Genomic DNA, 22,254 nt, shown 5'->3' on the forward strand with positions numbered 1-22,254 from the left:
ACCAATTTAATACCACGCTGATGCGCGGGCGCCGCGCAAAAGAAATTGTGCTGAAAATTTAATCCACGTGCTGGTAGTGCGGGGCCACGATGAGCGGCTTCGGGGAATATTCGCCGCGCAGCTCGCGCAAGATATTGGCGTGCTCGGCCAGGCGGATATCTTCTTCCGTCTGTGGGGTAAAGGTGCGCGCGGTCAGCGGCTGCCCGTCGCGGTCCAGGGCAATATAGGCCACGGTGGCGTGGATGGCTGTTTTGAGGTTATCGCGGCCGCCGCGGGGATCGCCGGCGCGGACGTGGATGGACATCTGCATGGAGCGGCGGTCCGTGCGCATCATGCGGGCATCGACCTCAATGAGATCGCCGATGGAAATGGGCTTATAAAAGCGGATGCCACCGGCGTAGACGGCGACGGTGCGCTCGCCGGACTACTCCATGGTGCAGGCGGTGCCGGCCTCATCGATCCATTGCATCGCGGTGCCGCCGTGTACCTTGCCGCCCCAGTTGACGTCGGTGGGCTTGGCTAGGAAGCGGTTGACCATGCGTGGGGCATCGGAAGGCCCATCGTAGGTCTGCTTGTCCATCTCGAGCTCGATGGCCTTGCGCAGCTCGATGCGGGATTTCGCGGCCTCGGCCACGCGCAGGTGCTCATCGGTATCGGGAACGAAGGTGGGAACCGGGGTGGTCTTATCGCTTTCGGGATCCTTGGCCACAAAGATGACTAGGCAATCACAGGCGCGGGTGAAAATGCCCTCGCGGGGATCAGCAGACAGCACCTCGTTGATGATGTGCATGGAGGACCGGCCGGTCATCGCGATGCGCGAGCGCACCTCCACGATGTGCCCGGAGGGAATGGGCCGGGTGAAGTGGATATGGCCCACATAGGCGGTCACGCAGTACTGCCCAGACCACTGCACGGCGCAGGCGTAGGCGGCCTTATCGATCCACTCCAGCACGCGCCCGCCGTTGATGCCGGGGGCGCCGGCCATGGTGACATCGGTTGGCGATGCCATAAAGCGCAGCGTCAGGGTAGGGGACTTTTGGGTTTCCGCAGCAGCGTCAGTAGGTGACATAAACAATAAGATAACAGTAGCTATGCTGTGGCTATGCCTAAACCCGTAGATCCCGCTGCCACGCGCGCGGCAGTCATCGCCATCAAGGATTGGATTCAGGACCCGGACGGGCAACAAAAGCCAGGCAGGGCCCTGCTTGCCGATGCCGTCCGTCGCACCGCCCGCACCCTCGAGGCCGACGCGCCGGGGCACTCGGTGGAGCTGCGCGTACCCCCATTTGTTGCGGTGCAGTGCATTGAAGGCCCTCGTCATACGCGCGGCACCCCACCCAATGTGGTGGAAATGGATGCGGAGACTTGGCTGCGTTTGGCCACCGGTGTCACGGACTGGGACGAGGTCAAAAACACAGGTCGCATCGATGCTTCCGGGTCGCGTTCAGGGGAGATTGCGCAGTGGCTGCCCATCATTCCGTTAGTTTTCGACGGCCCAACGCGCTAATATAAACGCCGTGGTAGAAGTACATACTCCTAGTATCACTGACCTTGACGATCGTAACGAGGAGGAACCCCGCGAAGAGTGTGGCGTCTTTGGCGTCTGGGCTCCCGGGGAGGAAGTCTCCAAACTTACCTACTTTGGCCTTTTTGCTCTCCAGCACCGCGGCCAAGAAGCCGCCGGCATTGCGGTGGGCGATGATGACCGCATCGTCGTCTTCAAAGACATGGGCCTGGTGGCCAATATTTTCGATGAATCGACCCTTTCTGCCTTAACCGGCAACGTGGCGGTGGGCCACACGCGCTATTCCACGGCCGGCGGCAAGGAATGGTCCAACGTGCAGCCGATGTTTTCCACCTCCTCGACGGGCGTGGACATTGCTTTGGGCCACAACGGCAACCTAGTCAATTACCTCGAGCTGCGCGCAGAGGCCGTCGAGCGCGGCCTGATTAAGCCGCACGAGGAATCGGTTTCTGACTCGATGTGTTTGTCCATGCTGCTTGCCGATGGCGTCGATGACACCACCTCCGTCTTCGACTCCGCCCGCGAGCTCCTGCCACGGGTGAAGGGCGCATTCTGCTTGACCTTTACTGATGGCCACACCATGTACGCCGCGCGCGACCCGCAGGGCGTGCGCCCGCTGGTGCTAGGCCGGCTGGCCAAGGGCTGGGTCGTTGCCTCTGAAACCTGTGCGCTGGATATCTGTGGCGCGCAATTTATTCGCGAAATCGAGCCGGGCGAGCTCGTCGCCATTGATGAGGCCGGCATCCGCTCTGAAAACTTCGCACCCGTCAAGCGCAGCGGCTGCGTTTTCGAGTACGTGTACTTGGCCCGCCCGGATAGCGATATCAAGGGCCGCTCCGTCAACGCCTCCCGCGTGGAGATCGGCCGCCGCCTGGCCCGCGAATACCCGGTTGAGGATGCAGACCTGGTCATCCCCGTACCGGAATCCGGCAACCCGGCCGCGGTGGGCTACGCCCGCGAATCCGGCATCACCTTCGCCCACGGCTTGGTGAAAAACGCGTATGTGGGCCGCACCTTTATTCAGCCCACGCAGACCCTGCGCCAGCTGGGCATCCGGTTAAAGCTCAACCCGTTGCGCGAGGTCATCGACGGCAAGAAGCTCGTCGTGGTGGATGATTCCATCGTGCGCGGCAATACCCAGCACGCGCTTATCCGCATGTTGCGCGAGGCCGGCGCCGCCGAGGTCCATGTACGCATCGCCTCCCCGCCGGTGAAGTGGCCGTGCTTTTATGGCATCGACTTCGCCTCGCCCGGCGAGCTGATTGCCAACGCCAGCCCGTCCGATGATCCGGACGAGATTTGCTCCACCATCTGCGAGACCATCGGCGCTGACTCCTTGGGCTTTGTCTCCATCGATGAAATGGTCGCCGCCACCGAGCAGCCCCGCTCCGAGCTGTGCACCGCCTGCTTCTCCGGCGAATATCCCCTGGGTCTTCCCGCAGGAAACCCCAATGCCGATGCCGTGCGCACCCTGCTCGGAACCGAATAAAAACTTCTAAGGAACTTCTAAAACATGAGTGACAACACCTACGCCGCAGCCGGCGTCAATATCGAAGAAGGCGACCGCGCGGTAAGCCTATTTGCCCCACACGCCAAGCGCGCCACCCGCCCGGAGGTCATGGGCGGCCTCGGCGGCTTTGCAGGGCTATTCAAGCTGGGCGATTACAAGGAACCGATTCTCGCGGCTGGCTCCGATGGCGTGGGCACCAAGCTCGCCGTGGCGCAGGCCATGGATAAGCACGACACCATCGGCATCGATCTGGTGGCCATGTGCGTCGACGATCTAGTCGTCTGCGGCGCCGAGCCGCTTTTCCTGCAGGACTACATTGCCGTGGGCAAGGTCGTGCCGGAAAAGGTAGCCGAGGTAGTTAAGGGCATTGCAGAGGGCTGCGTGCAGGCAGGCGCTGCTCTGCTCGGCGGCGAGACCGCGGAACACCCAGGCATGATGGGGGAGAACGAATACGACGTCTCCGCCACCGCCGTCGGCGTGGTCGAGGCCGATGGCGTGTTGGGCCCAGAAAACGTGCGCGAGGGCGATGTGCTCATCGCCATGGGCTCATCTGGGCTTCACTCCAACGGCTATTCGCTCGCGCGCCACGTCCTGCTGGAGCAGGCGGGCATGCCGCTAGATGGTTATGTGGAAGAGCTCGGCCGCCCGCTAGGCGAGGAGCTTTTGGAACCCACCCGCATCTACGCCAAGGAATGCCTAGCGCTGGCGCAGGAATGCTCCGTATCCACCTTCTGCCACGTTACTGGCGGCGGGTTGGCCGGCAACCTGGAGCGCGTTATTCCAGAGGGTCTGAGCGCTGAGGTCAACCGCTCCACGTGGAATCCGGGCCAGATCTTTAAGCTCATTTCTTCCATGGGCAAGGTTGAGCTGGCAGAGATGGAAAAGACCTTCAACATGGGCGTGGGCATGATTGCCGTGGTCAACCCGGAGGACCGTGACCGCGCGCTGGCCATGCTTACCGCCCGCCACATCGATGCGTGGGAGCTGGGCAGCGTCCGCGAAGCAGACGGCGAAGAACCGCGCGTTATCATGCACGGCGAACACTCCAACTTCTAGGTACAAGAGGAAGGCCTTAGGTTAAAACCTAAGGCCTTTTGTGGATCTATCCGGCGAGCGGAAGATTAGCGCTCGTCGTCGTTGTCCTCATCCCATTCGTCGACATACTCGGCGTAGGGATCATCCTCTTCGTAGTCGTGGGAGTCACCCTCCTGCTGAGCAGCGAGTTCCCGCTGAAGGGACTCGATATCCATCTCGGGTGAGTTGTACTTGAGCTGGCGTGCAACTTTGGTCTGCTTTGCCTTAGCGCGTCCGCGTCCCATGTGCATGACCCCCTTGGGCTAGTAGGGCGCTCCAGGGATTCTTGGGCGCCCCATCGGCTTGTCAATTGTGTATCTTCCTGTAAGACACAATAGCGCGTGTGACGAAAAAATTCCGCACCGGCCCCCGATGAGTGGAAAATCTATCGCCCGCGCAGCCGGTTTACCGCCTCGCGCCCGGCCTTGGGGCCCTCATCTTCGGGGATGGAGGAGGCATCAATGGACGCCGCGGTATCGCCGATATCCAATGTGCCTGCATCCAGCGCAGAACGCTTGACCAAGCCTAAGGCGATGGGGCCGAAATCGCAGTCATCCACGATGGTGCCGATGCGACCTACCTTACGTTCATTAAATGAAATGTCATCGCCCACATTCGGCCGCTCCGGCGCGGATCCGTCGAGGTGGAGGAGCACTAAGAGGCGGGGAGAGCGGCCCAGGTTCTCCACGCGCGCCACGGTTTCTTGGCCGCGGTAGCAGCCCTTATTCAGGTGCACGTGGGCGGGGTCGGCATCGCTGCGGCTAATCCACTGCGGAACCTCGTGCGGGATGGATTTCTTATCCAAGTCGGCGGCCAGCTCCGGCTCGCGGGCGCGCACGCGCTCGGCAGTAAAGGCCATGAGCCCAGCCAAGCGCGCGCCCTCTGCCTCTAGGTCAGCCATGGATTCCACCAATTTTTCGCGCGGAATACCCAGGTCAATGCGTTTGATTCCCGGCCATAGCACCTCGCGGGAAAAAGCCACGGTGGGTGGGGTAGGAATATCGGCCTCACCCAGCAAAGTCACGATGGCGATGTCTGCTTCCTCGACCGTGACCTCAGACCAAAAGACCATCTTGGTAAAAAAGTCCTGGGCGGATTCGAACTGCGCGGCGGGCAGATCGAGGTAGAAGTCCTCGCCCTCGCGGGTGATATCCATGTGGTGCAAAATGTGGCCTTGGATATCCAGGTCGAGGGCGCCGGCGGAGAAGCCGGAGGGGGCATCGTCAAGCTTCTGCGAAAGCAGGTTATTAAGAAATCCCGGCGCATCAGCCCCGCTTACACGCAGCACGCGGCGCTGCGAGCGGTCGATGGCGATGGTCCTGGTCTCGGCCGCACGCTGTTCCCCGAGGGGATTGCCATAGTGCCAGGCCACACCTTGGGCATCGAGTACAGTCGCGTCCTGGTGCTCGGCGGCACCGGCGCGTTGAAGAAGTGGCGAAGAATAACTCACATCTACCGATGGTAGGGCATAATCGAGCGTATGAAACCTTCCCCGCGAAAAGAGCCGGTCATCTACGTCGTGGAACCTTTTGGTGGGTCGGTGCGCAAGCATTCGCCCTCCCTGCCGCTGGTCTATGCCGATGATGCCGCCGTGACCCGCGGCGATGGCATCTTTGAATCGCTGTTGGTCCGGGACGGGAAGGCGGCCAACCTTGCTCGTCACGCGCAGCGCTTCCGCGATTCGGCGCGGGCGCTCGACCTGCCGGAGCCGCCGATGAATAAGTGGGAAGAGGCGACCCGGCTGGCAATTGCGGATTATTGCGGCGCCGATACCGAGCTTGCCGATGCCAAATGCACCTGGACCTATACCCGCGGCCGGGCCTCGACCGGCGTGCCCACCGCGTGGGTGACGGTGCAGCCGCTTGGCGATGTCCCGCTGCGCCAACGCGCCACCGGCGTCACCGTCATGACGAGCCCGCGCCTGTGGCACGTGGCCGAAGAGCTACCGGCCAAGACGCTCAACTACGCCGCGACGATGGCGATGCTGCGCATGGCCAAGGACAAGGGCTACGACGATCTCATCTTGACGGATCCAGATACCGGCGAAATCTTAGAGGGCGCTACCTCCACCGTGGTGGCGGTGCGGGGAAAGAAACTGCGCACCGCCGCCGGCCGCGGCATTTTGCCCGGCACCACGCAGGCAGCGCTCTTTGATTACGCCCAGGACCGCGGTTACCGCTGCAAGGCCAAGCCGCTGACGGTGGAGTACTTAGAAAAATCCGATTCGGTGTGGTTGGTCTCTTCCGTGCGCGTGGCGGTGCGGGTGACCAAGCTGAATGAAAAAACGTTAAAAGCCCCGGATAACGAGGAAGAAATCCGAGGCCTTATCGATGCCGCGCTAGGGGCTTAGCCAGCTGCTTAGCCTGCGATGCGGGTGAGCTCGGCGGACATGTAGGGGCGCATCTCACCATCGACTATGCGCTCATCTACCCAGCCCAGGTTGTTATTGGGCATGAGGCCGTACATGCGCTTGCCGGGGCCCAGGTTCTTCGGGCCGGTCTCCGTGACCATGGTGGAAGCGGATTCGAGCTGCCAAGCGCGCTCGTTGAAGGGCTCGCCGTAGAAGATTTCCACGATGCCGGTGGAAGAGGTGTAGGTGACCTCGATTTCATCCTTGGCGGAGATGCGCCAGAAACCGGTCTCACGGGTAGACGGGCCTTGCGGCTTGCCCTCGGTATCGATCTTCCAGGTGCGCGAGCTAAAGGTCAGGTAATTCTCGCCGTCGTGGGCGACGACCAGCTGCTGGCCAAAGGTGTATTCGCTGCCATCGGTGTCGTGGGCCTGGCCCTCGCCCTGCCAGACGCCTACGAGGGGGAGCAGCCCCAGCAGGCCATCGTGCAGCGAAGGGCCCTGGCGCAGATTGGCGGTATCTGCGGGGACGGGGACATCCCCAAGCTCGATGGCGGGGATATTGTGGCTGGCCGCATCCTTCCACTGCTCGGCGGCCTGGTTGACCGCGTCATTGCCATTGAGCGCGCCGGAGGTGTTTTCCGGGTGGGACGCGGCGGCGGTCTCGACGTTCGGGGTATTGGTGTTCTCGGTATTTTCGCTCATGGGCGTCCAGCCTAGTCGTGCTGGGGGTGCTTTAACTACTAGACTAGTCAGTTGTGCATGCGCTGATGATTTCCAATCCCAATTCGACCTCGCAATCCAACGGGCTCTTTCGCCAAATCGTACCCGCCCTGCGGGCCGTAGAAGGCATGCACCTATTGGTGAAATTCACCCATTACCCAGGGCATGCAGAAGACATCGTCCGGGGGCTGACCAGGGATGATTATGATGTCATCATTGCCGTGGGTGGCGATGGCACCGTCAATGAGATCGTCAATGGCCTGCTGGGGTCGGCCGGTGAAGATCTCCCCAGCCCGCACGAGGTCCCGGCGCTCGCCGTCATTCCCACCGGCTCCGCGAACGTCTTCGTCCGCGCCCTCGGCTTTCCCAATACGCCGGTTGAGGCCACCCACGTCTTGGCCCGCATGCTAGAGCGCGATCTGCGCCGCACCATTTACCTGGGCACCTGGAACGAACGCTGGTTTGCCGTCAACGCCGGTTTTGGCATGGACGCGGACGTCCTCGCACGCGTGGACCGCGCCCGCGAACAAGGCTTTTCCGCCACCCCGCTGCGCTACCTCAACGTGGCTATTCGGGCTTGGCTGCGCGCGCGCCGCAACCCGCCGCAGATCACGGTGTACGCAGAATCCCGTTTGGGGCAGACGCTCCATAAGAAGGACTTCCCACTCTTATTTACCTCTAATACCAACCCCTGGACTTTCTTGGGCCCCTTGCCGGTGGTGACCAACCCGCGCAATTCCTTCGATGAGGGCCTAGCCCTTTTTGGGCTGGAGAAGCTCAGCGGCGTGCGTGGGGTCATTGGCCTGCTGCACCTCTTTGGTGCCGATAAGCACGGCTGGCTCAAACGCCTGGTGAAGGAAAAGACCTTGGGCTTTGATGATGCCAAGCGCGTCGAGCTCGATTGCCATACCCCGCAGCGCTTCCAGGCCGATGGCGAATCCGAGGGGACCTTCCGCCATGTAACGCTGACCTCTGTGGCCGATGCCATTGAGGTCTACGCGCCGCAAGACAGGCGGCAGGTGGCCCAGCGCTCCGTGCAGGAAGTGCTGCGGGACTTTATTCGCCTTCGTTAGGATTCGTCCTCATCTGGGGCAGGACCTACCTTATTGGCGGTATCGGCCGCCTTCTTTTCGGCCTCTTCCACGGCCCGTTGCTCCGAACCCTCGATTTCCAGCGGGGAAAGCTGGGCCATCTGGACCTTGATATTGCGGCGCTGGACCTCAAAGTAAATGGTGCCGCCCTGCAGCCTTACCATCGTGGCCTGCGCCGGCAGGGGGAGCTCGCGCGTATCGAAGTTGAGGGAAAACGCCTCCTTGAGGCGCGGATCATCGGTGCCGTAGACCTCCATGCGAAACTCCGGGCCTACTAGGCGCAGCGTGACCATGGCGGTGGATTTTTCCTTATCGCCGGGCAGAGTGCCGGTAAGCTCCGCCTCGGCAGAAACGCCGCCGGAGGGCGAAATATCATCCGGGTTGGCAATGGAGAGATCGGTAATGCCCAAAAGGCGTCCCAGCGCAACGCCGTCCAGGGAGATCCCGCGCGAATACGTGGATACTGGTGCGCCTTCAATATCGCCGTTTACTACCTGCTCAGGGGTAACGGTGATATCGCGCAGCACGGTCGAGGCATTGACCATGCCCAGCTTGGGAACCTCCACGTCGAGGGCCTTGACCTGCAAATAGGGGATTTCTTTAGAGCCTGCCGCCAACAGGTACGGGGTGCCGCCGATATACACCTGAGGGGAGTTTTCCAGCCGGGAGTTCTCCTTTACCTCCTGGGCAATCTTGTGCTCAGAATGCATGGCCACGCAGGCATCGGCCACCCATCCAGCAAAGACCACGCCCACCAGGATGAGGACGTGCACAATGCGCCGGTCGACTTTGACTACACTCACACCTTCAAATTTAGCCTACGTATCATGGACACCATGAATATCACCGAAGAAAACCTCCCCGCCTCCCCAGAGTTGGCGGGCACCCTGGAAGAACTAGCAGCGCACGCGGAAAAGGCCGATGGCATCGCCCCGCTTTCAGAGCAATTCCTCAACGGCCTGCGCGATGAGCGCTTGCACCACAAGCACTTGGTGGCCTGGTTGGACGGCGCCCCTATTGGCGTATCGAGCCGCGAGGATTCCACCGCGGAGCTTTTTATCGCCCCAGACTATCGTGGTAAAGGCTATGGCACCGCGCTTTACGATGCCACTGCTAACGCCACCACTAACCTCGAGACTTGGGCACATGGCAATGGCAAGCCGGCCCAGGCCCTGGCTAACTCCCGCGACCTGAAAGTCACCCGCACCCTTGTGGTCATGGGTATCGATGGCGCGGATCTGGATAGCGCGGCACAAGTGGGCGAGTTACCGCTGCAGGCCGCCAATTACAGCGAGGCAGTGGACAAGTGGGGTAAGGACACCGTGGAACAGGAGTGGCTGCGTGTTAATAACGAGGCCTTTTCTTGGCACCCAGAGCAAGGCGGCTGGGATTTAGAGCGCCTGCACCGCGGCATGGAGGCCGAGTGGTTCGATCCTCAAGATGTCTTGTTCTTCTGGGATGAGAAAGAGCAGGGGCACCCGACCCTTGCCGGATTCCACTGGACAAAGTGGCACGACGAGGAAGATCCCGGTTTTGGTGAGGTCTACGTGGTGGGCCTTGCAGAGGCGTACCGTGGCCAAAAATTAGGCGGACCATTGCTGCAGATTGGCCTGCGCCGCATGGTAGAAAAGGGGGCTCAGCGGGTCATTTTGTACGTGGAAGCGGACAATGAACCGGCGCTCAAGGCCTACAAGCGTCTAGGCTTTTCCGTTGATGAAGAGCATGTCGTCTGGGGTTAGTGTGATTAAGGTCATGTCACCTTTCTAGCTTGTTCATTAATTGTTTACCTCACGGCACCCTGCTGGTTAATTCCTCCGGTTAGCTTTACTGATTGTGAGAAAGCCGCACCTGCGCACCTGCACCCCGCTCCCGAAAAGCGGACGTGGGATGTAGGTTCCCCTTTTCTGGGGATGCGGTTTCCTCGGACAATCAATCTCTGATCTGCACCGGAAAGGGTTTTCCCGTGATTCGCAACTTCAAGCGCTCTGCCGCTATCTTCGGCCTCGTGGCCGCTACCTCTACCGCTCTCGTAGCTTGTTCTGAGGACACCTCCTCTGACTCCTCGGGTTCCTCCGACGGCAGCGGTGTTGCTGGCGAGCTTGTTGGTGAGGGCGCGTCCTCCCAGCAGAACGCAATGTCCTACTTCGGCACCGCCTTCGCAGGGGACAACCCAGACGCAAACCTGTCCTACACCGCTTCCGGTTCCGGTAAGGGTGTTGAGGCTTTCATCAACGGCCAGGCAGATTTCGCTGGTTCTGACTCCCCGTTGAAGGAAGACGACGGCCAAATTGAGGCCGCCAAGGAGCGTTGCGATGGCAACGACGCATGGCACCTGCCTTCCACCATCGGCCCGGTTGCCATTGCTTATAACCTGGGTGATCAGGAGATCAACCTCTCCACCGATACCCTTGCCAAGATCTTCAAGGGCGAGATCAAGAAGTGGAACGACGAGGCCATCGCCGCTGATAACGAAGGCGCAGACCTGCCGGACACCGACATCCACGTCATCTTCCGCTCTGACGAGTCCGGTACCTCCGATAACTTCCAGAAGTTCCTCAACGCCTCCACTGGTAACTGGGACGGCGAAGGCAAGCAGTTCCCTGACGCTGTAGGTGAGGGCGCAAACGGCTCCGCCGGTGTTGCTGACCAGGTAGCAAACATCGAGGGTGCTATCACCTACGTTGAGGCCGGCTTCGCCGACCAGAAGGAAGCTGACGGTGTCAAGAAGGCCAATATCGACTTTGGCAACGGCCCGGTTGAGCTGAATGACGATACCGTCAACAAGGCACTGGAGAACCTGGAGTTCAAGGACACCGCTTCTGAGAATGACATGGTCGTTGACTCCAAGGCTCTCTTCGCTTCCGATGCTGAGGGTGCATACCCGCTCATCTTGACCACCTACAACATCGTCTGCTCCGCCGGCTACGATGACGAGACCGCTGAACTGGTCAAGGGATTCTTCACCAACGTCTTGGACCACCAGGATGACCAGTTGGCAGAGCAGGGCTTCATCCCGGTTAAGGGCGACCACCTTGACCGCCTGAAGAGCGCTGTTGACGCACTGCAGTAACGCGTAAACTCCGCTTTACCTCGAGAAATAACATTCCGCCCGCCCCCACTGCCGCCCTCGAGACGCGCTTTGGGGGCGCAGGCATGTACATCGTATGTCCCTTTGTTCCACTTCAAATAAGGATTAGTACGTCTCATGGCAGACAATAATCTCACCCAGGCATCGACCTCGGAGGCCCTTCCTGTCTCTGGCGCCGAACAGCCTCATACCCGTGGCGATAACGAGAATGACTTGGCTACCTCCAGCTCCGGTAGCTCCGTCAAGCGCCCCGGTGACCGCATTTTCGAATTCCTCTCCACGGCCTCTGCCACGCTGATTACCGTGATGATCGCGGCGATTGCCGCCTTCCTTATCTGGCGTGCCGTTCCTGCGCTCAGCGTGAACGAGAATGGACTATTGGGCTTTTTCACCCACGGTGAACGCTGGGAGACCACCGATACTTCCGCGATGAAGTTCGGTATCCCGACCATGTTCGGCACTACCGTCCTCATCTCGGTCTTCGCCCTGCTTCTGGCCATGCCAGTCGCACTTGCGATTGCCATCTTCTTGTCCAACTACGCCCCAGCCCGCTTAGTTAAGCCGCTGGGTTTCTTGGTGGACATGCTGGCCGCAGTGCCGTCCATCGTCTACGGCCTATGGGGTTGGCAGGTCCTCGGACCGGCCCTGTCCGGCTTCTACACATGGTTGGAATCCTGGGCCGGCGGGTTCTTCCTGTTTACCCAATACGATAATTCGCCCGCCTTTGCTACCGGCCGCAACCTCTTTACCGGTGGCATCGTGCTAGCCGTGATGATTCTGCCGATCATCGCCGCTACCGCCCGCGAGGTATTCGTGCAAACCCCTCCGGGCCAGATCGAGTCCGCCTTGGCGCTGGGCGCTACGCGCTGGGAAGTCATCCGCATGACCGTCCTACCATTCGGCATGTCCGGCTACGTCGCCGGCTCCATGCTGGGCTTGGGCCGCGCTCTGGGTGAGACCATGGCGCTGTACATGGTGGTCTCGCCGCTGGTGGACTTCCGCTTCTCGCTTTTCGATGGCGGTACCACCTTCGCTACCGCCATCGCCCTCGCCGCGGCCGAGTTCGGTAACGAGACGCGCGCCGGTGCCTATATCGCCGCCGGTTTGATGCTGTTCTTGCTGACGTTTGTGGTCAACGCCATTGCCCGCGCCATCGTGAAGAGCAAGTAAGGAAGGACAACAATGACTACTACGACAAATAACAAGCCCGCCTCCGCTGGCGGGGCAACCTTCCTGGAAATCTCCGGTTCCCGCAAAGCGGCCAATAGCATTGCCACCGTCGTTGTATGGGGCGCTATGGCCTTGGCGATGGTCCCTTTGATCTGGGTACTGTGGGAGCTCATCTCTCGCGGTAGCGGCGTGATTTTCTCCGCTGACTGGTGGACGCTGTCCCAGCGCGGCGTGATGAATAGTGCCGAAGGCGGCGGTGCCGCACACGCCATCGTCGGTACCTTCGTGCAAACCGCCCTGGCTTCCATCCTGTCCATTCCGATCGGTATCTTTACCGCCATATACTTGGTGGAATACTCCAAGGGTGGTTGGCTCGGCCGTACCACCACCTTCATGGTGGACATCTTGTCCGGCGTGCCCTCCATCGTGGCAGCGTTGTTCATCTTCGCCATGTGGATCACGCTCTTCGGCTTTGGCCGCTCCGGCTTGGCCGTCGCCCTGTCCTTGGTCTTGCTGATGATCCCCATCGTGGTGCGCAATACCGAAGAGATGCTGCGCGTGGTCCCCATGGACCTCCGCGAGGCTTCCTATGCCCTCGGCGTGCCCAAGTGGAAGACCATCGCACGCATCGTGCTGCCGACAGCCCTATCCGGCATCGTGACCGGCATCATGCTGGCCATTGCCCGCGTGATGGGTGAATCCTCCCCAGTTCTGGTCTTGGTTGGTTCCTCCTCGGTCATCAACTGGGACGCGTTTAAGGGCTCGCAATCTTCGCTGCCGCTGATGATGCTTGATATGTACAAGGCCGGCGCGCAGCCCGCCGTGCTGGATAAGCTGTGGGGCGCAGCGCTGACGCTGGTTATCCTCATCGCCATCCTCAATATTGCGGCGCGAGTAATTTCCGCGAAGTTCTCGGTCAAGAAATAGCCGCACACGATTCCGCCACTTATACACCCCTTCTAGAGGAGAAACCTCCACAATGTCTAAGCTCGAGCTCAATGACGTCGATATTTTCTACGGTGATTTCCACGCCGTACAGAACGTAAATATGCAGATCCCGGCACAAGCCGTAACCGCCTTCATCGGCCCGTCCGGCTGCGGTAAATCCACCGTGCTGCGCACCCTAAACCGCATGCACGAGGTCATCCCTGGCGCATCCGTCAAGGGCGAGATCCTGCTCGATGGCACCAATATCTACGGTCCCAAGGTCGACCCAGTTTCCGTGCGCAATACCATCGGCATGGTCTTCCAGAAGGCCAACCCATTTCCCACCATGTCCATCGAAGACAACGTCGTTGCCGGTCTGAAGCTGTCTGGTGAGAAGAATAAAAAGAAGCTCAAGGAAGTAGCCGAACAGTCCCTGCGCGGCGCTAACCTCTGGGACGAGGTCAAGGACCGCCTGGATAAGCCGGGCGGCGGCCTCTCGGGTGGTCAGCAGCAGCGCCTGTGCATCGCCCGCGCGATTGCCGTGGAACCAGAAGTCCTGCTGATGGACGAGCCCTGCTCCGCACTGGACCCGATTTCCACCCTGGCCGTGGAGGACCTTATCCACGAGCTGAAGGAAAACTTCACCATCGTCATCGTGACCCACAACATGCAGCAGGCCGCCCGTGTGTCCGATAAGACCGGCTTCTTCTCCCTAGAAGCTACCGGCAAGCCGGGCCACCTAGTGGAGTTCGATGAAACCACCCGCATCTTTGAGAACCCTTCCCAGAAGGAGACCGAAGACTACATCTCTGGTCGCTTCGGCTAAAAGTAGACTCTGATTGTCCGAAAAGGGCGGTACCTCCAGCGCAGGGAGGTACCGCCCTTGTGGCAGTTTTAGCGTTTATTAGCGGCGGAATTGGCGCTCTAACTCGCTCATGCGGGCCTCGAACTCGGCATCCTTCTGGTCCTCTTGGAGCTTCTTTTCAAACTCTTCCGGCAATAGGCCGGTGGCAAAGTAGATGATACGTCCAGCCACGGAGACGCAGTGATCCGCGTAGCGCTCGTAGTAGCGGGTAATCTGCGCCGTTTCTACGGCCTCGCGCACCGTTCCGTTCCATTCGCGTTGGGTGAGAATGCGCAGCAGGTGATGGTTAATATCGTCCACCGCATCATCATCAGAACGCAGATTAACGGATAGCTCGGCATCTGGGGTAACTAAAATATCGTGTACCACCGAACCCATTTCCTGGGTTAAGCGGAACATCTCCTCCATGAACCCGAGGTATTCAGCGGGTACAACGGCCTCAGGGTGGCGGCGGCGCGCGGCATCGGCAATGTGCTGGGCCAGCTGACCCATGCGGAAGAGGTCTTCGACAATATAGATGGAAGACACCACCTGGCGCAGATCCTGAGCCATGGGGTTTTCCAACGCCAAAAGCTTTACCGCGCGTTCGGAGCAGCGTGAGCGGATCTCATCGAGTTCCTCGGTAAGGCTGAGCGCCTCCTCCGCGGGTTCCAGTGCGCGATCGAGCAGCGCCTGGGAGGCCTTATCCATGATGGTGCGGACGGTATCGCACATGACGATGAGGTCGTGCGAGAAGTTGTCCAGATGTTCACGGTAGGCAGTACGCATGCAGAAAATGATAGCTCACAAACCGGGTAAATGCTTGCTGAGTCACACCTGCGCGATTTTAGCCGCCGGAGTTATAAATATCGGCGCCGACCGGAACGAATTCATCCTCGGGGTCATCGAGCCAGCCATCGGGAAGCGCGACCTTAGAAGGCGAGCCCTGGCGCCCGCGCGCACCATCGGCATCGGCAGCCAAAGCATCAGAATCTGCCCAGGGTGCCAGCAATTCGCGCAGGCTCTCTAAGGAATCCACCTTGGCCAAGCCGGCGCGCACTTGCCCGCCGACGGGGAAGCCACGCAGGTACCAGCCAATGTGCTTGCGGATGTCCCTGGATGCGTGCTCTTCACCCTCGTGCTGCGCGAGCAGCTCTGCGTGACGCAAGATTATCTGGGTGACCTCGCCCAAGGTGGGCTCGGCGGGGATGGACTCGCCGCGCAAGGCAGCACCCAGCTCCGCGAATAGCCACGGCCGGCCCAGGCAGCCGCGGCCCACCTGCACGCCATCGCAGCCGGTGGCCTCCATCATGCGGCGGGCGTCATCGGCGCGGAAAATATCGCCATTGCCCAGCACCGGAACACCGGTATCCGCGAGGTGTTCCTTGAGCCGGGCGATCTCATCCCACCGGGCATCGCCAGAATAGCGCTGCGCGGCCGTGCGACCGTGCAGGGTTACGGCGGCGGCGCCGGAATCCACGGCGATGCGCCCGGCATCGAGATGCGTATGGTGCTCGTCATCAATGCCCACGCGCATCTTCACCGTAACGGGGATATTCGTGCCCTCGGTGGCCTTGACCGCGGCGGAGACGATATTGCCAAAGAGGCGGCGCTTATAAGGCAGGGCAGAGCCGCCGCCACGCCTGGTCACCTTGGGAACGGGGCAGCCAAAGTTCATGTCGATGTGGTCAGCCAAGTTCTCATCCACGATGATCTTGGCTGCTTTATAGGTGTATTCCGGATCCACCGTATAAATCTGCAGGGAACGCGGATCTTCATCCGGGGCAAAGGTGGTCATGTGCATGGTTTTCTCGTTGCGCTCCACTAGGGCGCGCGCGGTGACCATCTCGCAGACATACAAGCCCGACACCGTTCCAGTGCGGGCCAGCTCCTGTTCCCGGCACAACGTGCGGAAGGCGACGTTGGTTACCCCCGCCATGGGAGCGAGGATGACGGGGGAGGAGAGGTCATAGTTTCCAATGCGCAAATTCACGCCCTAATTGTGCTCGTTAACCGCGGAATTTAGCAACTGAAACGAAGGTGGCGGCCACCGAGGAATCCCATTATTGGGGTGAAAGTCACAAAAGGATGGTGGCGAAAACGTTAATTTTCGCTACTGTGGTCTGTGTAACTAAATTGGGTTGGCCGTAACACCGGTCTACTCGTATATGAAGGAGGATGACAGTTGTCCGATAGAATCGCATACGCCCCGTTTGAGAAGCTCGTAGTTTCTGCAGAGGAGGCTGCGAAGTACGTCAACAATGGTGACCGCGTAGGAATCTCCGGCTTCACCGGTGCAGGTTACCCCAAGGGTTTGCCTACCGCCATTGCAGATAAGGCGAAGGCGCTGCACGAAAAGGGCGAAGAGTTCAAGATTGACCTCTTCTCCGGTGCTTCTACCGCCCCTGACTGTGACGGTGTTTTGGCAGAGGCAGAGGCCATTAACTTCCGCTCCCCATACAACTCTGACCCGCTACTGCGTAAGCAGTTCAACGATGGCACCGCGCTCTACCAGGACATTCACCTGTCCCACTTGGGCCAGCAGGTAGAAGAGGGCTTCTACGGTGACTTCCAGGTAGCCATCATTGAGGCGGTACGCATTACTGAGGAAGGCAATATCGTGCCGTCCTCCGCAGTGGGCAATAACCTCGAGTTCGTCGAGGCCGCAGACAAGATCATCATTGAGATCAACGAGTGGCAGTCCGAGAACCTCGAGGGCATGCACGACATCTACCGCATCGACAAGCTGCCTAACCGCCAGCCCATCCCGATTAACAAGCCGGGTGACCGCATCGGTACCACCTACATGGAGATCCCCGAGGAGAAGGTCGTTGCAGTGGTCAAGACCAACTCGGCAGACCGCAACGCTCCATTCCGCGAGCCGGACGAGACCTCTGAGAAGATCGCCGCTAACTTCATCGAGTTCTTGGAGGGCGAGGTTGCCGCAGGCCGCCTCGAGTACGACAAGTTCATCATGCAGTCCGGCGTGGGTAACGTGCCGAACGCCGTGATGGCAGGTCTTTTGGACTCCAAGTTCGAAAACATTCAGGCATATACCGAGGTTATCCAGGACGGCATGCTGGACCTCATCGATGCCGGCAAGATGACCGTGGCTTCTGCAACCTCCTTCGCGCTGTCGCCGGAGTACGCAGAAAAGATGAACGCGGAAGCAGACCGCTACCGCAACCACATCATCTTGCGCCCGCAGCAGATTTCCAACCACCCTGAGGTCATCCGCCGCGTCGGCCTGATTTCTTCCAACGGCATGATCGAGGGAGATATCTACGGCAACATCAACTCCACCAACGTGTCCGGTTCCCGCATCATGAACGGCACCGGCGGCTCTGGTGACTTCACCCGTAACGCGTACATCTCCACCTTCGTGTCCCCGTCCATCGCGAAGGATGGCGCCATCTCCGCTCTGGTTCCGTTCGTATCCCACACCGACCACACCGAGCACGACACCATGGTCATCATCACCGAATACGGTGTGGCTGACCTGCGTGGCTTGGCTCCAAAGCAGCGCGTAGAGAAGATCATCGCCGTGGCTCACCCGGACTACCGTCCGCTGTTGGAGGAGTACTACGAGCGTGCGAAGGAAAACAAGTTCCAGCACACCCCGCACGACTTGAAGACCGCCTTCGACTTCCAGGTTAACTTTCTAGAAAAGGGTGACATGCGCGGTTAATACTGACCGGACTATAAAAGGAGGGTATTCCAGCTAGGAGGCCCTCCTCCCGTTTTGTGTGGGTATTCTTCAGCGAAGGACTCAGACGAATACACCCAATTAGGAGATCTAAAAGTCAACACGCTAATATAGAGCCACGTTGGGCCTTTAGCTCAGTTGGTAGAGCTACGGACTTTTAATCCGCAGGTCGTGGGTTCGATCCCCACAGGGCCCACATCTGTCATGAGTCGCGACATGCTTGACAGGTCAGTCGCGACATTGTTGACAAACCGGCATCTCAGTTGTTCTTCTGAGGTGCCGGTTTTGGCCATTGTTGGGCCTAGGGGTGGGCCTAACAGTTACTATTACTTAACGCGATTTTCGACTAGTAATTCCACTGTATGGCTGGAGGAAGATTGAGTCGCGTTACAGAGAAGTGTTGAACCAGCGGAGGGCATCGTTGATGCCCCTGCGCCAGCACATGTAGTCGTGCCCGCCGGGGTATTCGCGGGCGTGTGAGCGGCTGCCTAGCGTGGTGCGGAGTGCAGCAGCGAATTCGCGATTTTCCTCCAATGGGAAAGGCTCGAGGGAATCAACTTCATGGAAAACCCGCACGTGCGGGTTAATGTCCTCGTTTGTCAGGCGCGCAGTTCAGCCATTCCATGATCAGGCCACCAGAGAGCTGCCGATTGCACGATAGCGTGCGATACGACCTCGGGAATGCGGTGTACCGTTCCCGCCGCAAAGAAATCGCCTAAGGATGCCCCCGCAATAATTCGCTGCGCGGGCAAGAGGACAGGGGAGAAGCGCTGCGCCCAGGGAAGGAGTTCCTTGGTGAGGAAGACATCGCCGCGCTCCAGTGCCCTCAGAATGTCGTTGCGGTGGGCGACATCAGCAGGCCAAAGAAGAGAACCGCAGCAGGAGGAATATCCGCGCGAGCCTCGGCTGCGCGCAGCAGCACATCCATATGCGCTGAGTGCCAGAGCCCTTGGTGATACTCGCCTGTGCCTGTGCCTGTGCCTGTGCCTTTAGTGATGTGGGGAGCTACGGGCTGTGCGGTGATAGGGGGAGAGCAACGGATTTGGCCCAGGAGAAGCACTGCTAGGCGTGCCCGAGTGGGATGCCGGTGGGAGTTCCAACTCGCAGAGCGAAGCGATGTCGTGGGTGGGGAGCAGCGGTATGTAGCGCTTGAGTGCTGAGTGCCACAAGCGGCGTTCTTTACCTGTTTCGAAATGCCGCTCATCGAGCAGCATGTACCCGGCCCCGTCAGTAGCGGTGCTGAAAGTTCGAATGTGCCGACGTGCCATGGAACCCCGGCGACTGTCACCTGCTCGGGAAGAAAAGATTCGGCATCATTCCGGTTGCTGTGGGGGATGGAGTCGAGAAAGAGCAGGGCGCGCTGCTCCGCTGTGTCGGTAGGGCGCGCCACGGTGAGTAGATACTTCTCCTGTGCGGTGCCTGTGGCTTGTGAGGCGCTCTTGTTCTGTGCGGTGTCCTGGGAGAGCCCCTCGATGAGTGGAGTGCGATACACGGCCTGTAGGTCGAGTCGTTGAATATCAACCGGGCCTCGTATGGGCAGGGCGGGGCGTGAAGGGGGAGTAGGCACGTCTTTATCCTGCGCTTTTTGGTAATTTTTCGGAATTCTGCAAGGGGCAAAAGTAAAACTTTCGTATGCAAGGCTAGCCTAATGTTGCTGTTCTTTCAGTCAAAGGCTGCTGGGCGATGCATGACAAACCCCACTACATTCCGAGAAGGGATAGATATTAATGACGACTCGCACTGTTCGTACTCGTACTTCCCGTGTTGCATGGGCTGCCGTGGCCGTGGGCGCAGCGCTGACCCTCGGCTTCGGTTTGGTGGCCTGCAGCTCCAGCGATTCCAGTGATGCTAACGATTCAAAATTCCTCAGCCTCGTCGGATAGCTCCTCCGGCAGCGATGAAGGGCAGTGGCCGCGCACTGTCGAGACCGATGCTGGGGATCTGACGCTGGATTCGAAGCCGAAGCGCATCATCTCGACTTCCACCACCCTCACCGGCTCCCTGCTGGCTATCGACGCCCCCGTGGTGGCGTCTGGCGCGACCGTTCCCAATAGCGCTGGCTTGTCGGATGATCAGGGCTTCTTCGATCCGTGGTCGAAGGAAGCCAAGGAGCAGGACCTCGCCAAGCTCTAGGAGAACGCCGAGCCGAAGATCCAAAACGTCGTGAACTACGACCCCGACCTCATCATCGTGGCAAAGAACTCCGGCGACTCCGTCTTTGACAAGGTGGATGAGCTTCGCAAGATCGCCCCGGTCATGGTGGTGGATTACTCCGGCTCCCCGTGGCAAGACGTGACCACCATGCTGGGCAAGGCCACCGGCCAGGAAGAAGAGGCCGAGAAGTCATCAAGGACTTCGACGAGCGGATGAAGAAAGCCAAGGACGAGATCGAGGTGCCGAGCGATGAGGTCTCGCCGTTCATGGTGTTCGGTGACAACTCCGGTGCTGCTGCCCTGACTAAGGAAGCCCCGCAGACGCAAATCCTTGAGGATCTGGGCTTCAAGATCATGACGGTGCCGGATGACGTTAAGGGTGATACCTCGATGGGTAAGCAGTGGTCCGATATCACCCAGCTTTGTTGTTTCACTCTATGTTTTCCATTCTTTCCGGGCTTTCCGGCGCCGCCTCAACTGACCTGATGCGAGAGGACACCCAACCCGATGACGCAGCGCCATAACTCCAAGACCACGGCGACCTCGCACTAACCATTGAGCCCCGCGCAGGAGGGGATATGGCTTTCTGAAAACGCACTGGGAGATGGCACGGCCTGTGGGGCAGCGGAGTACCTCAATCTTAATGGCATTGACGGGCACGCTGGGAGTACTAAACCACGGAACCAGATGAGCGCGGTGGGCCCGCAGTATGACGCAGCGGCGCACGGCTGTTTGTACTGTGAACGCCCGCAGTATCGGGATGATCTATGACCAGTGTTGCCGGGATGAGCCACCACTGTTCTAAAAGTAGTTTTCGGTGTCTGGCACATAACAAGCGGAACTCCTTGCAGTTTTCGCGTCCTGCCGCGATGAACTGAAAGGAGTAGAGGGGCTATAAAAGGGGGGGGGGGTAAAGAGCGACCCTAGAACTTAGAGGAACCCTCCGCGATGGGGTTCACGATGTCATCCATACTGGGGAGCCAGTCGGCGTCCATAGAGGAGCCACCATCAATAAATCCTGTCACCGGGGTGCACGGCACCTCGACGTTGCGACCTAGCTCATTAGCGGTCAATGCTATCGCGCGCGGAGAATACGTGATGCCCACGTGCTCGGAGGCATCCAGAGAGCACCCGTCCTGCAACACATGGTTGGTAGCTTCCGGGGATGTGAACTGGCTCGCGGCCAGCGGGGTCACGGCCTCATCGAAGCGGGTGGAGATGGAGGCGTAGCGCACGCCGGGAACCTCAATCCCGCCCTCGTTGAGCTGCGCCATGTAGTCGCTGTGCTGCAGCAACTGTCGGGTGCTGGGGCTTACGGCCAGGGTGATGAGGTTATCGCCGAAACCATTCAGGGCGTTGAGCTTTTCCAGAGCATAGGAAACTCCTAGCAGGGAAGTGCCGTGCAGCACGCCGCTGATGGATACGATGGTGCCGACGCCGTGTCCCTGCTCCTGCTTGGCGTAGGCGGTGGCGATGGTGGCACCAGCGGAGTGCCCCACGAGGTCAACCTCGGTGGCGCCGGTCTGTTCCTTCAGGCGGTTGATGTAGTTGGTGAACTGCGCCACGGAGGTCTCGAAGGGAGCCATGGCGCGGGTGATGGGCACGCTACCGATGAGAGAGCTTCCATCCGGGGTGAGGGTGCCCGGCATCTTGCCCACGTTGAAGGCGTACACGCACTTGCCAAGCTCGGCTAGCTTCGAGGACATGCCCGCGTAGGTCTGGTATGCATTCGAGTTCATGCCGTGCAGGAGCACGACGGGATTCTCTCCGGGGGCAGGGGTGCAGGCGATATTGGCGCTCGGGGGCGTGAGATTCTCCGTTAGACCCTGCTTGGCCATGCCGTTGATGATGTCCTTGGCGTAGGGGCCGTGCGGTCCCATATCCGTCCAGGGGAGGACAGGGCTTTCGGACGCCGCCGGTGCGGGCTTGCTGGAGAGGGTGGCATTGGCGGTCGAGATGGTGGCGGCGGAGGCTGTGAGGCCGACGGCGGCAAAGAAAGCGGCGGTGGTGCGCAGAATTGAACGGCGCATGAGGGAATCCTTTCCTACAACAACAGTGCCGCGTATTTCACGGCGAGGGGGTTTGGCTGGACTG

Annotated in this window: 23 protein-coding genes, 1 tRNA gene and 1 pseudogene; 15 read left to right on the plus strand and 10 right to left on the minus strand. The window is 59.9% G+C overall.

The genetic code is table 11. The features are described 5' to 3' along the window. Window positions 1–58 precede the first annotated feature (58 nt). Window positions 59–1,069: pseudogene (locus ABRP95_RS02900) on the minus strand (acyl-CoA thioesterase). Window positions 1,070–1,102: 33 nt separating this feature from the next. Between ABRP95_RS02900 and ABRP95_RS02905 the strand changes: the two are divergent. The 3 genes from ABRP95_RS02905 to purM are packed head-to-tail and all read left to right on the plus strand — an operon-like array spanning window position 1,103 to window position 4,091. After that, window positions 1,103–1,507, plus strand: a complete 405-nt coding sequence (locus ABRP95_RS02905) for a sterol carrier family protein (RefSeq protein ID WP_239268336.1) — start codon at window positions 1,103–1,105, stop codon at window positions 1,505–1,507. Window positions 1,508–1,517: 10 nt separating this feature from the next. Further along, entirely contained in the window at window positions 1,518–3,014 is a 1,497-nt protein-coding gene (purF, locus tag ABRP95_RS02910) for an amidophosphoribosyltransferase (RefSeq protein WP_349838932.1), read from the plus strand. Between the two features lie 24 nt (window positions 3,015–3,038). After that, window positions 3,039–4,091 carry a phosphoribosylformylglycinamidine cyclo-ligase gene (purM, locus tag ABRP95_RS02915; RefSeq protein ID WP_284770378.1) on the plus strand — a complete coding sequence of 351 codons (1,053 nt, stop codon included), beginning with the start codon at window positions 3,039–3,041 and terminating at the stop codon, window positions 4,089–4,091. 65 nt (window positions 4,092–4,156) lie between these two features. Here the strand turns inward: purM and ABRP95_RS02920 are convergent, their stop codons facing one another. Together ABRP95_RS02920 and ygfZ are read right to left on the minus strand one after the other, a co-directional pair. Beyond that, window positions 4,157–4,354 (minus strand): DUF3073 domain-containing protein, encoded by a 198-nt coding sequence (locus tag ABRP95_RS02920; RefSeq protein WP_023023830.1) that lies wholly within the window; start codon window positions 4,352–4,354, stop codon window positions 4,157–4,159. A 140-nt stretch (window positions 4,355–4,494) separates the two neighbouring features. Then, window positions 4,495–5,559: a CAF17-like 4Fe-4S cluster assembly/insertion protein YgfZ gene (gene ygfZ / locus ABRP95_RS02925; protein WP_296088968.1), complete on the minus strand. Its 1,065-nt coding sequence runs from the start codon at window positions 5,557–5,559 to the stop codon at window positions 4,495–4,497. Window positions 5,560–5,589: 30 nt separating this feature from the next. On the opposite strand from ygfZ, the gene ABRP95_RS02930 reads away from it, so the two are divergent. Further along, the gene (locus ABRP95_RS02930; RefSeq protein ID WP_284770380.1) at window positions 5,590–6,459 is read left to right on the plus strand and encodes an aminodeoxychorismate lyase; all 870 of its coding nucleotides are present in this window, start codon (window positions 5,590–5,592) and stop codon (window positions 6,457–6,459) included. A gap of 8 nt (window positions 6,460–6,467) precedes the next feature. On the opposite strand, the gene ABRP95_RS02935 is transcribed toward ABRP95_RS02930, so the two are convergent. Further along, window positions 6,468–7,163, minus strand: coding sequence for a heme-binding beta-barrel domain-containing protein (locus ABRP95_RS02935; protein ID WP_284782723.1), 696 nt, complete (start codon window positions 7,161–7,163; stop codon window positions 6,468–6,470). A gap of 65 nt (window positions 7,164–7,228) precedes the next feature. Here ABRP95_RS02935 and ABRP95_RS02940 point away from each other — a divergent pair, with 65 nt between their 5' ends. Then, window positions 7,229–8,254: a diacylglycerol/lipid kinase family protein gene (locus tag ABRP95_RS02940; protein ID WP_410756190.1), complete on the plus strand. Its 1,026-nt coding sequence runs from the start codon at window positions 7,229–7,231 to the stop codon at window positions 8,252–8,254. Here the strand turns inward: ABRP95_RS02940 and ABRP95_RS02945 are convergent. Beyond that, window positions 8,251–9,075 (minus strand): LmeA family phospholipid-binding protein, encoded by an 825-nt coding sequence (locus ABRP95_RS02945; RefSeq protein ID WP_284770382.1) that lies wholly within the window; start codon window positions 9,073–9,075, stop codon window positions 8,251–8,253. The two genes, ABRP95_RS02940 and ABRP95_RS02945, sit on opposite strands and share 4 nt — an antisense overlap. Before the next feature lie 33 nt (window positions 9,076–9,108). Between ABRP95_RS02945 and mshD the strand changes: the two genes are divergently transcribed. The 5 genes from mshD (at window position 9,109) to pstB (ending at window position 14,283) form a co-directional block, all read left to right on the plus strand. Continuing rightward, complete coding sequence (gene mshD, locus ABRP95_RS02950; protein WP_349838935.1) at window positions 9,109–10,011, plus strand: mycothiol synthase; 903 nt, start codon at window positions 9,109–9,111, stop codon at window positions 10,009–10,011. Between the two features lie 224 nt (window positions 10,012–10,235). After that, window positions 10,236–11,342: a phosphate ABC transporter substrate-binding protein PstS gene (pstS, locus tag ABRP95_RS02955; RefSeq protein WP_284770383.1), complete on the plus strand. Its 1,107-nt coding sequence runs from the start codon at window positions 10,236–10,238 to the stop codon at window positions 11,340–11,342. A gap of 135 nt (window positions 11,343–11,477) precedes the next feature. Beyond that, entirely contained in the window at window positions 11,478–12,530 is a 1,053-nt protein-coding gene (gene pstC / locus ABRP95_RS02960; protein ID WP_284770384.1) for a phosphate ABC transporter permease subunit PstC, read from the plus strand. Window positions 12,531–12,542: 12 nt separating this feature from the next. After that, the gene (pstA, locus tag ABRP95_RS02965) at window positions 12,543–13,457 is read left to right on the plus strand and encodes a phosphate ABC transporter permease PstA (RefSeq protein WP_284770385.1); all 915 of its coding nucleotides are present in this window, start codon (window positions 12,543–12,545) and stop codon (window positions 13,455–13,457) included. Between the two features lie 52 nt (window positions 13,458–13,509). Further along, complete coding sequence (gene pstB, locus ABRP95_RS02970) at window positions 13,510–14,283, plus strand: phosphate ABC transporter ATP-binding protein PstB (protein WP_005279626.1); 774 nt, start codon at window positions 13,510–13,512, stop codon at window positions 14,281–14,283. A 78-nt stretch (window positions 14,284–14,361) separates the two neighbouring features. Here pstB and phoU read toward each other — a convergent pair whose 3' ends face one another. Together phoU and dusB are read right to left on the minus strand one after the other, a co-directional pair. Beyond that, on the minus strand, window positions 14,362–15,090 hold the full coding sequence (gene phoU, locus ABRP95_RS02975; protein ID WP_284770386.1) for a phosphate signaling complex protein PhoU: 729 nt from the start codon (window positions 15,088–15,090) through the stop codon (window positions 14,362–14,364). Window positions 15,091–15,148: 58 nt separating this feature from the next. After that, window positions 15,149–16,294: a tRNA dihydrouridine synthase DusB gene (gene dusB, locus ABRP95_RS02980; protein WP_349838933.1), complete on the minus strand. Its 1,146-nt coding sequence runs from the start codon at window positions 16,292–16,294 to the stop codon at window positions 15,149–15,151. Between the two features lie 192 nt (window positions 16,295–16,486). Here dusB and scpC point away from each other — a divergent pair, with 192 nt between their 5' ends. Then, window positions 16,487–17,989, plus strand: a complete 1,503-nt coding sequence (gene scpC, locus ABRP95_RS02985; RefSeq protein WP_284782734.1) for a succinyl-CoA:acetate CoA-transferase ScpC — start codon at window positions 16,487–16,489, stop codon at window positions 17,987–17,989. A gap of 141 nt (window positions 17,990–18,130) precedes the next feature. Then, window positions 18,131–18,203, plus strand: a tRNA-Lys gene (locus tag ABRP95_RS02990). 191 nt (window positions 18,204–18,394) lie between these two features. Here ABRP95_RS02990 and ABRP95_RS02995 read toward each other — a convergent pair. Together ABRP95_RS02995 and ABRP95_RS03000 are read right to left on the minus strand one after the other, a co-directional pair. Next, window positions 18,395–18,583: a hypothetical protein gene (locus tag ABRP95_RS02995; protein WP_284782737.1), complete on the minus strand. Its 189-nt coding sequence runs from the start codon at window positions 18,581–18,583 to the stop codon at window positions 18,395–18,397. Window positions 18,584–18,606: 23 nt separating this feature from the next. After that, window positions 18,607–18,951 carry an alpha/beta hydrolase-fold protein gene (locus ABRP95_RS03000; RefSeq protein ID WP_349838936.1) on the minus strand — a complete coding sequence of 115 codons (345 nt, stop codon included), beginning with the start codon at window positions 18,949–18,951 and terminating at the stop codon, window positions 18,607–18,609. A gap of 901 nt (window positions 18,952–19,852) precedes the next feature. On the opposite strand from ABRP95_RS03000, the gene ABRP95_RS03005 reads away from it, so the two are divergent. Genes ABRP95_RS03005 through ABRP95_RS03015 form a run of 3 tightly spaced genes read left to right on the plus strand, consistent with a single transcriptional unit; the run spans window position 19,853 to window position 20,646 of the window. Continuing rightward, complete coding sequence (locus ABRP95_RS03005) at window positions 19,853–20,140, plus strand: hypothetical protein (protein WP_284796565.1); 288 nt, start codon at window positions 19,853–19,855, stop codon at window positions 20,138–20,140. Window positions 20,141–20,158: 18 nt separating this feature from the next. Continuing rightward, complete coding sequence (locus ABRP95_RS03010) at window positions 20,159–20,377, plus strand: ABC transporter substrate-binding protein (RefSeq protein WP_284782751.1); 219 nt, start codon at window positions 20,159–20,161, stop codon at window positions 20,375–20,377. Continuing rightward, window positions 20,374–20,646, plus strand: coding sequence for a hypothetical protein (locus ABRP95_RS03015; RefSeq protein ID WP_284782744.1), 273 nt, complete (start codon window positions 20,374–20,376; stop codon window positions 20,644–20,646). Before ABRP95_RS03010 ends, ABRP95_RS03015 begins: the two co-directional genes overlap by 4 nt. Window positions 20,647–21,083: 437 nt before the next feature. On the opposite strand, the gene ABRP95_RS03020 is transcribed toward ABRP95_RS03015, so the two are convergent. After that, a complete protein-coding gene (locus ABRP95_RS03020; RefSeq protein WP_284782746.1) occupies window positions 21,084–22,190 on the minus strand; it encodes an esterase/lipase family protein in 1,107 nt (368 codons plus the stop codon). Window positions 22,191–22,254 lie beyond the last annotated feature (64 nt).

The sequence above is a fragment of the Corynebacterium sp. KPL2895 genome, assembly GCF_040225815.1.
In the GTDB taxonomy this organism is placed as follows: Bacteria; Actinomycetota; Actinomycetes; order Mycobacteriales; family Mycobacteriaceae; genus Corynebacterium; species Corynebacterium rhinophilum.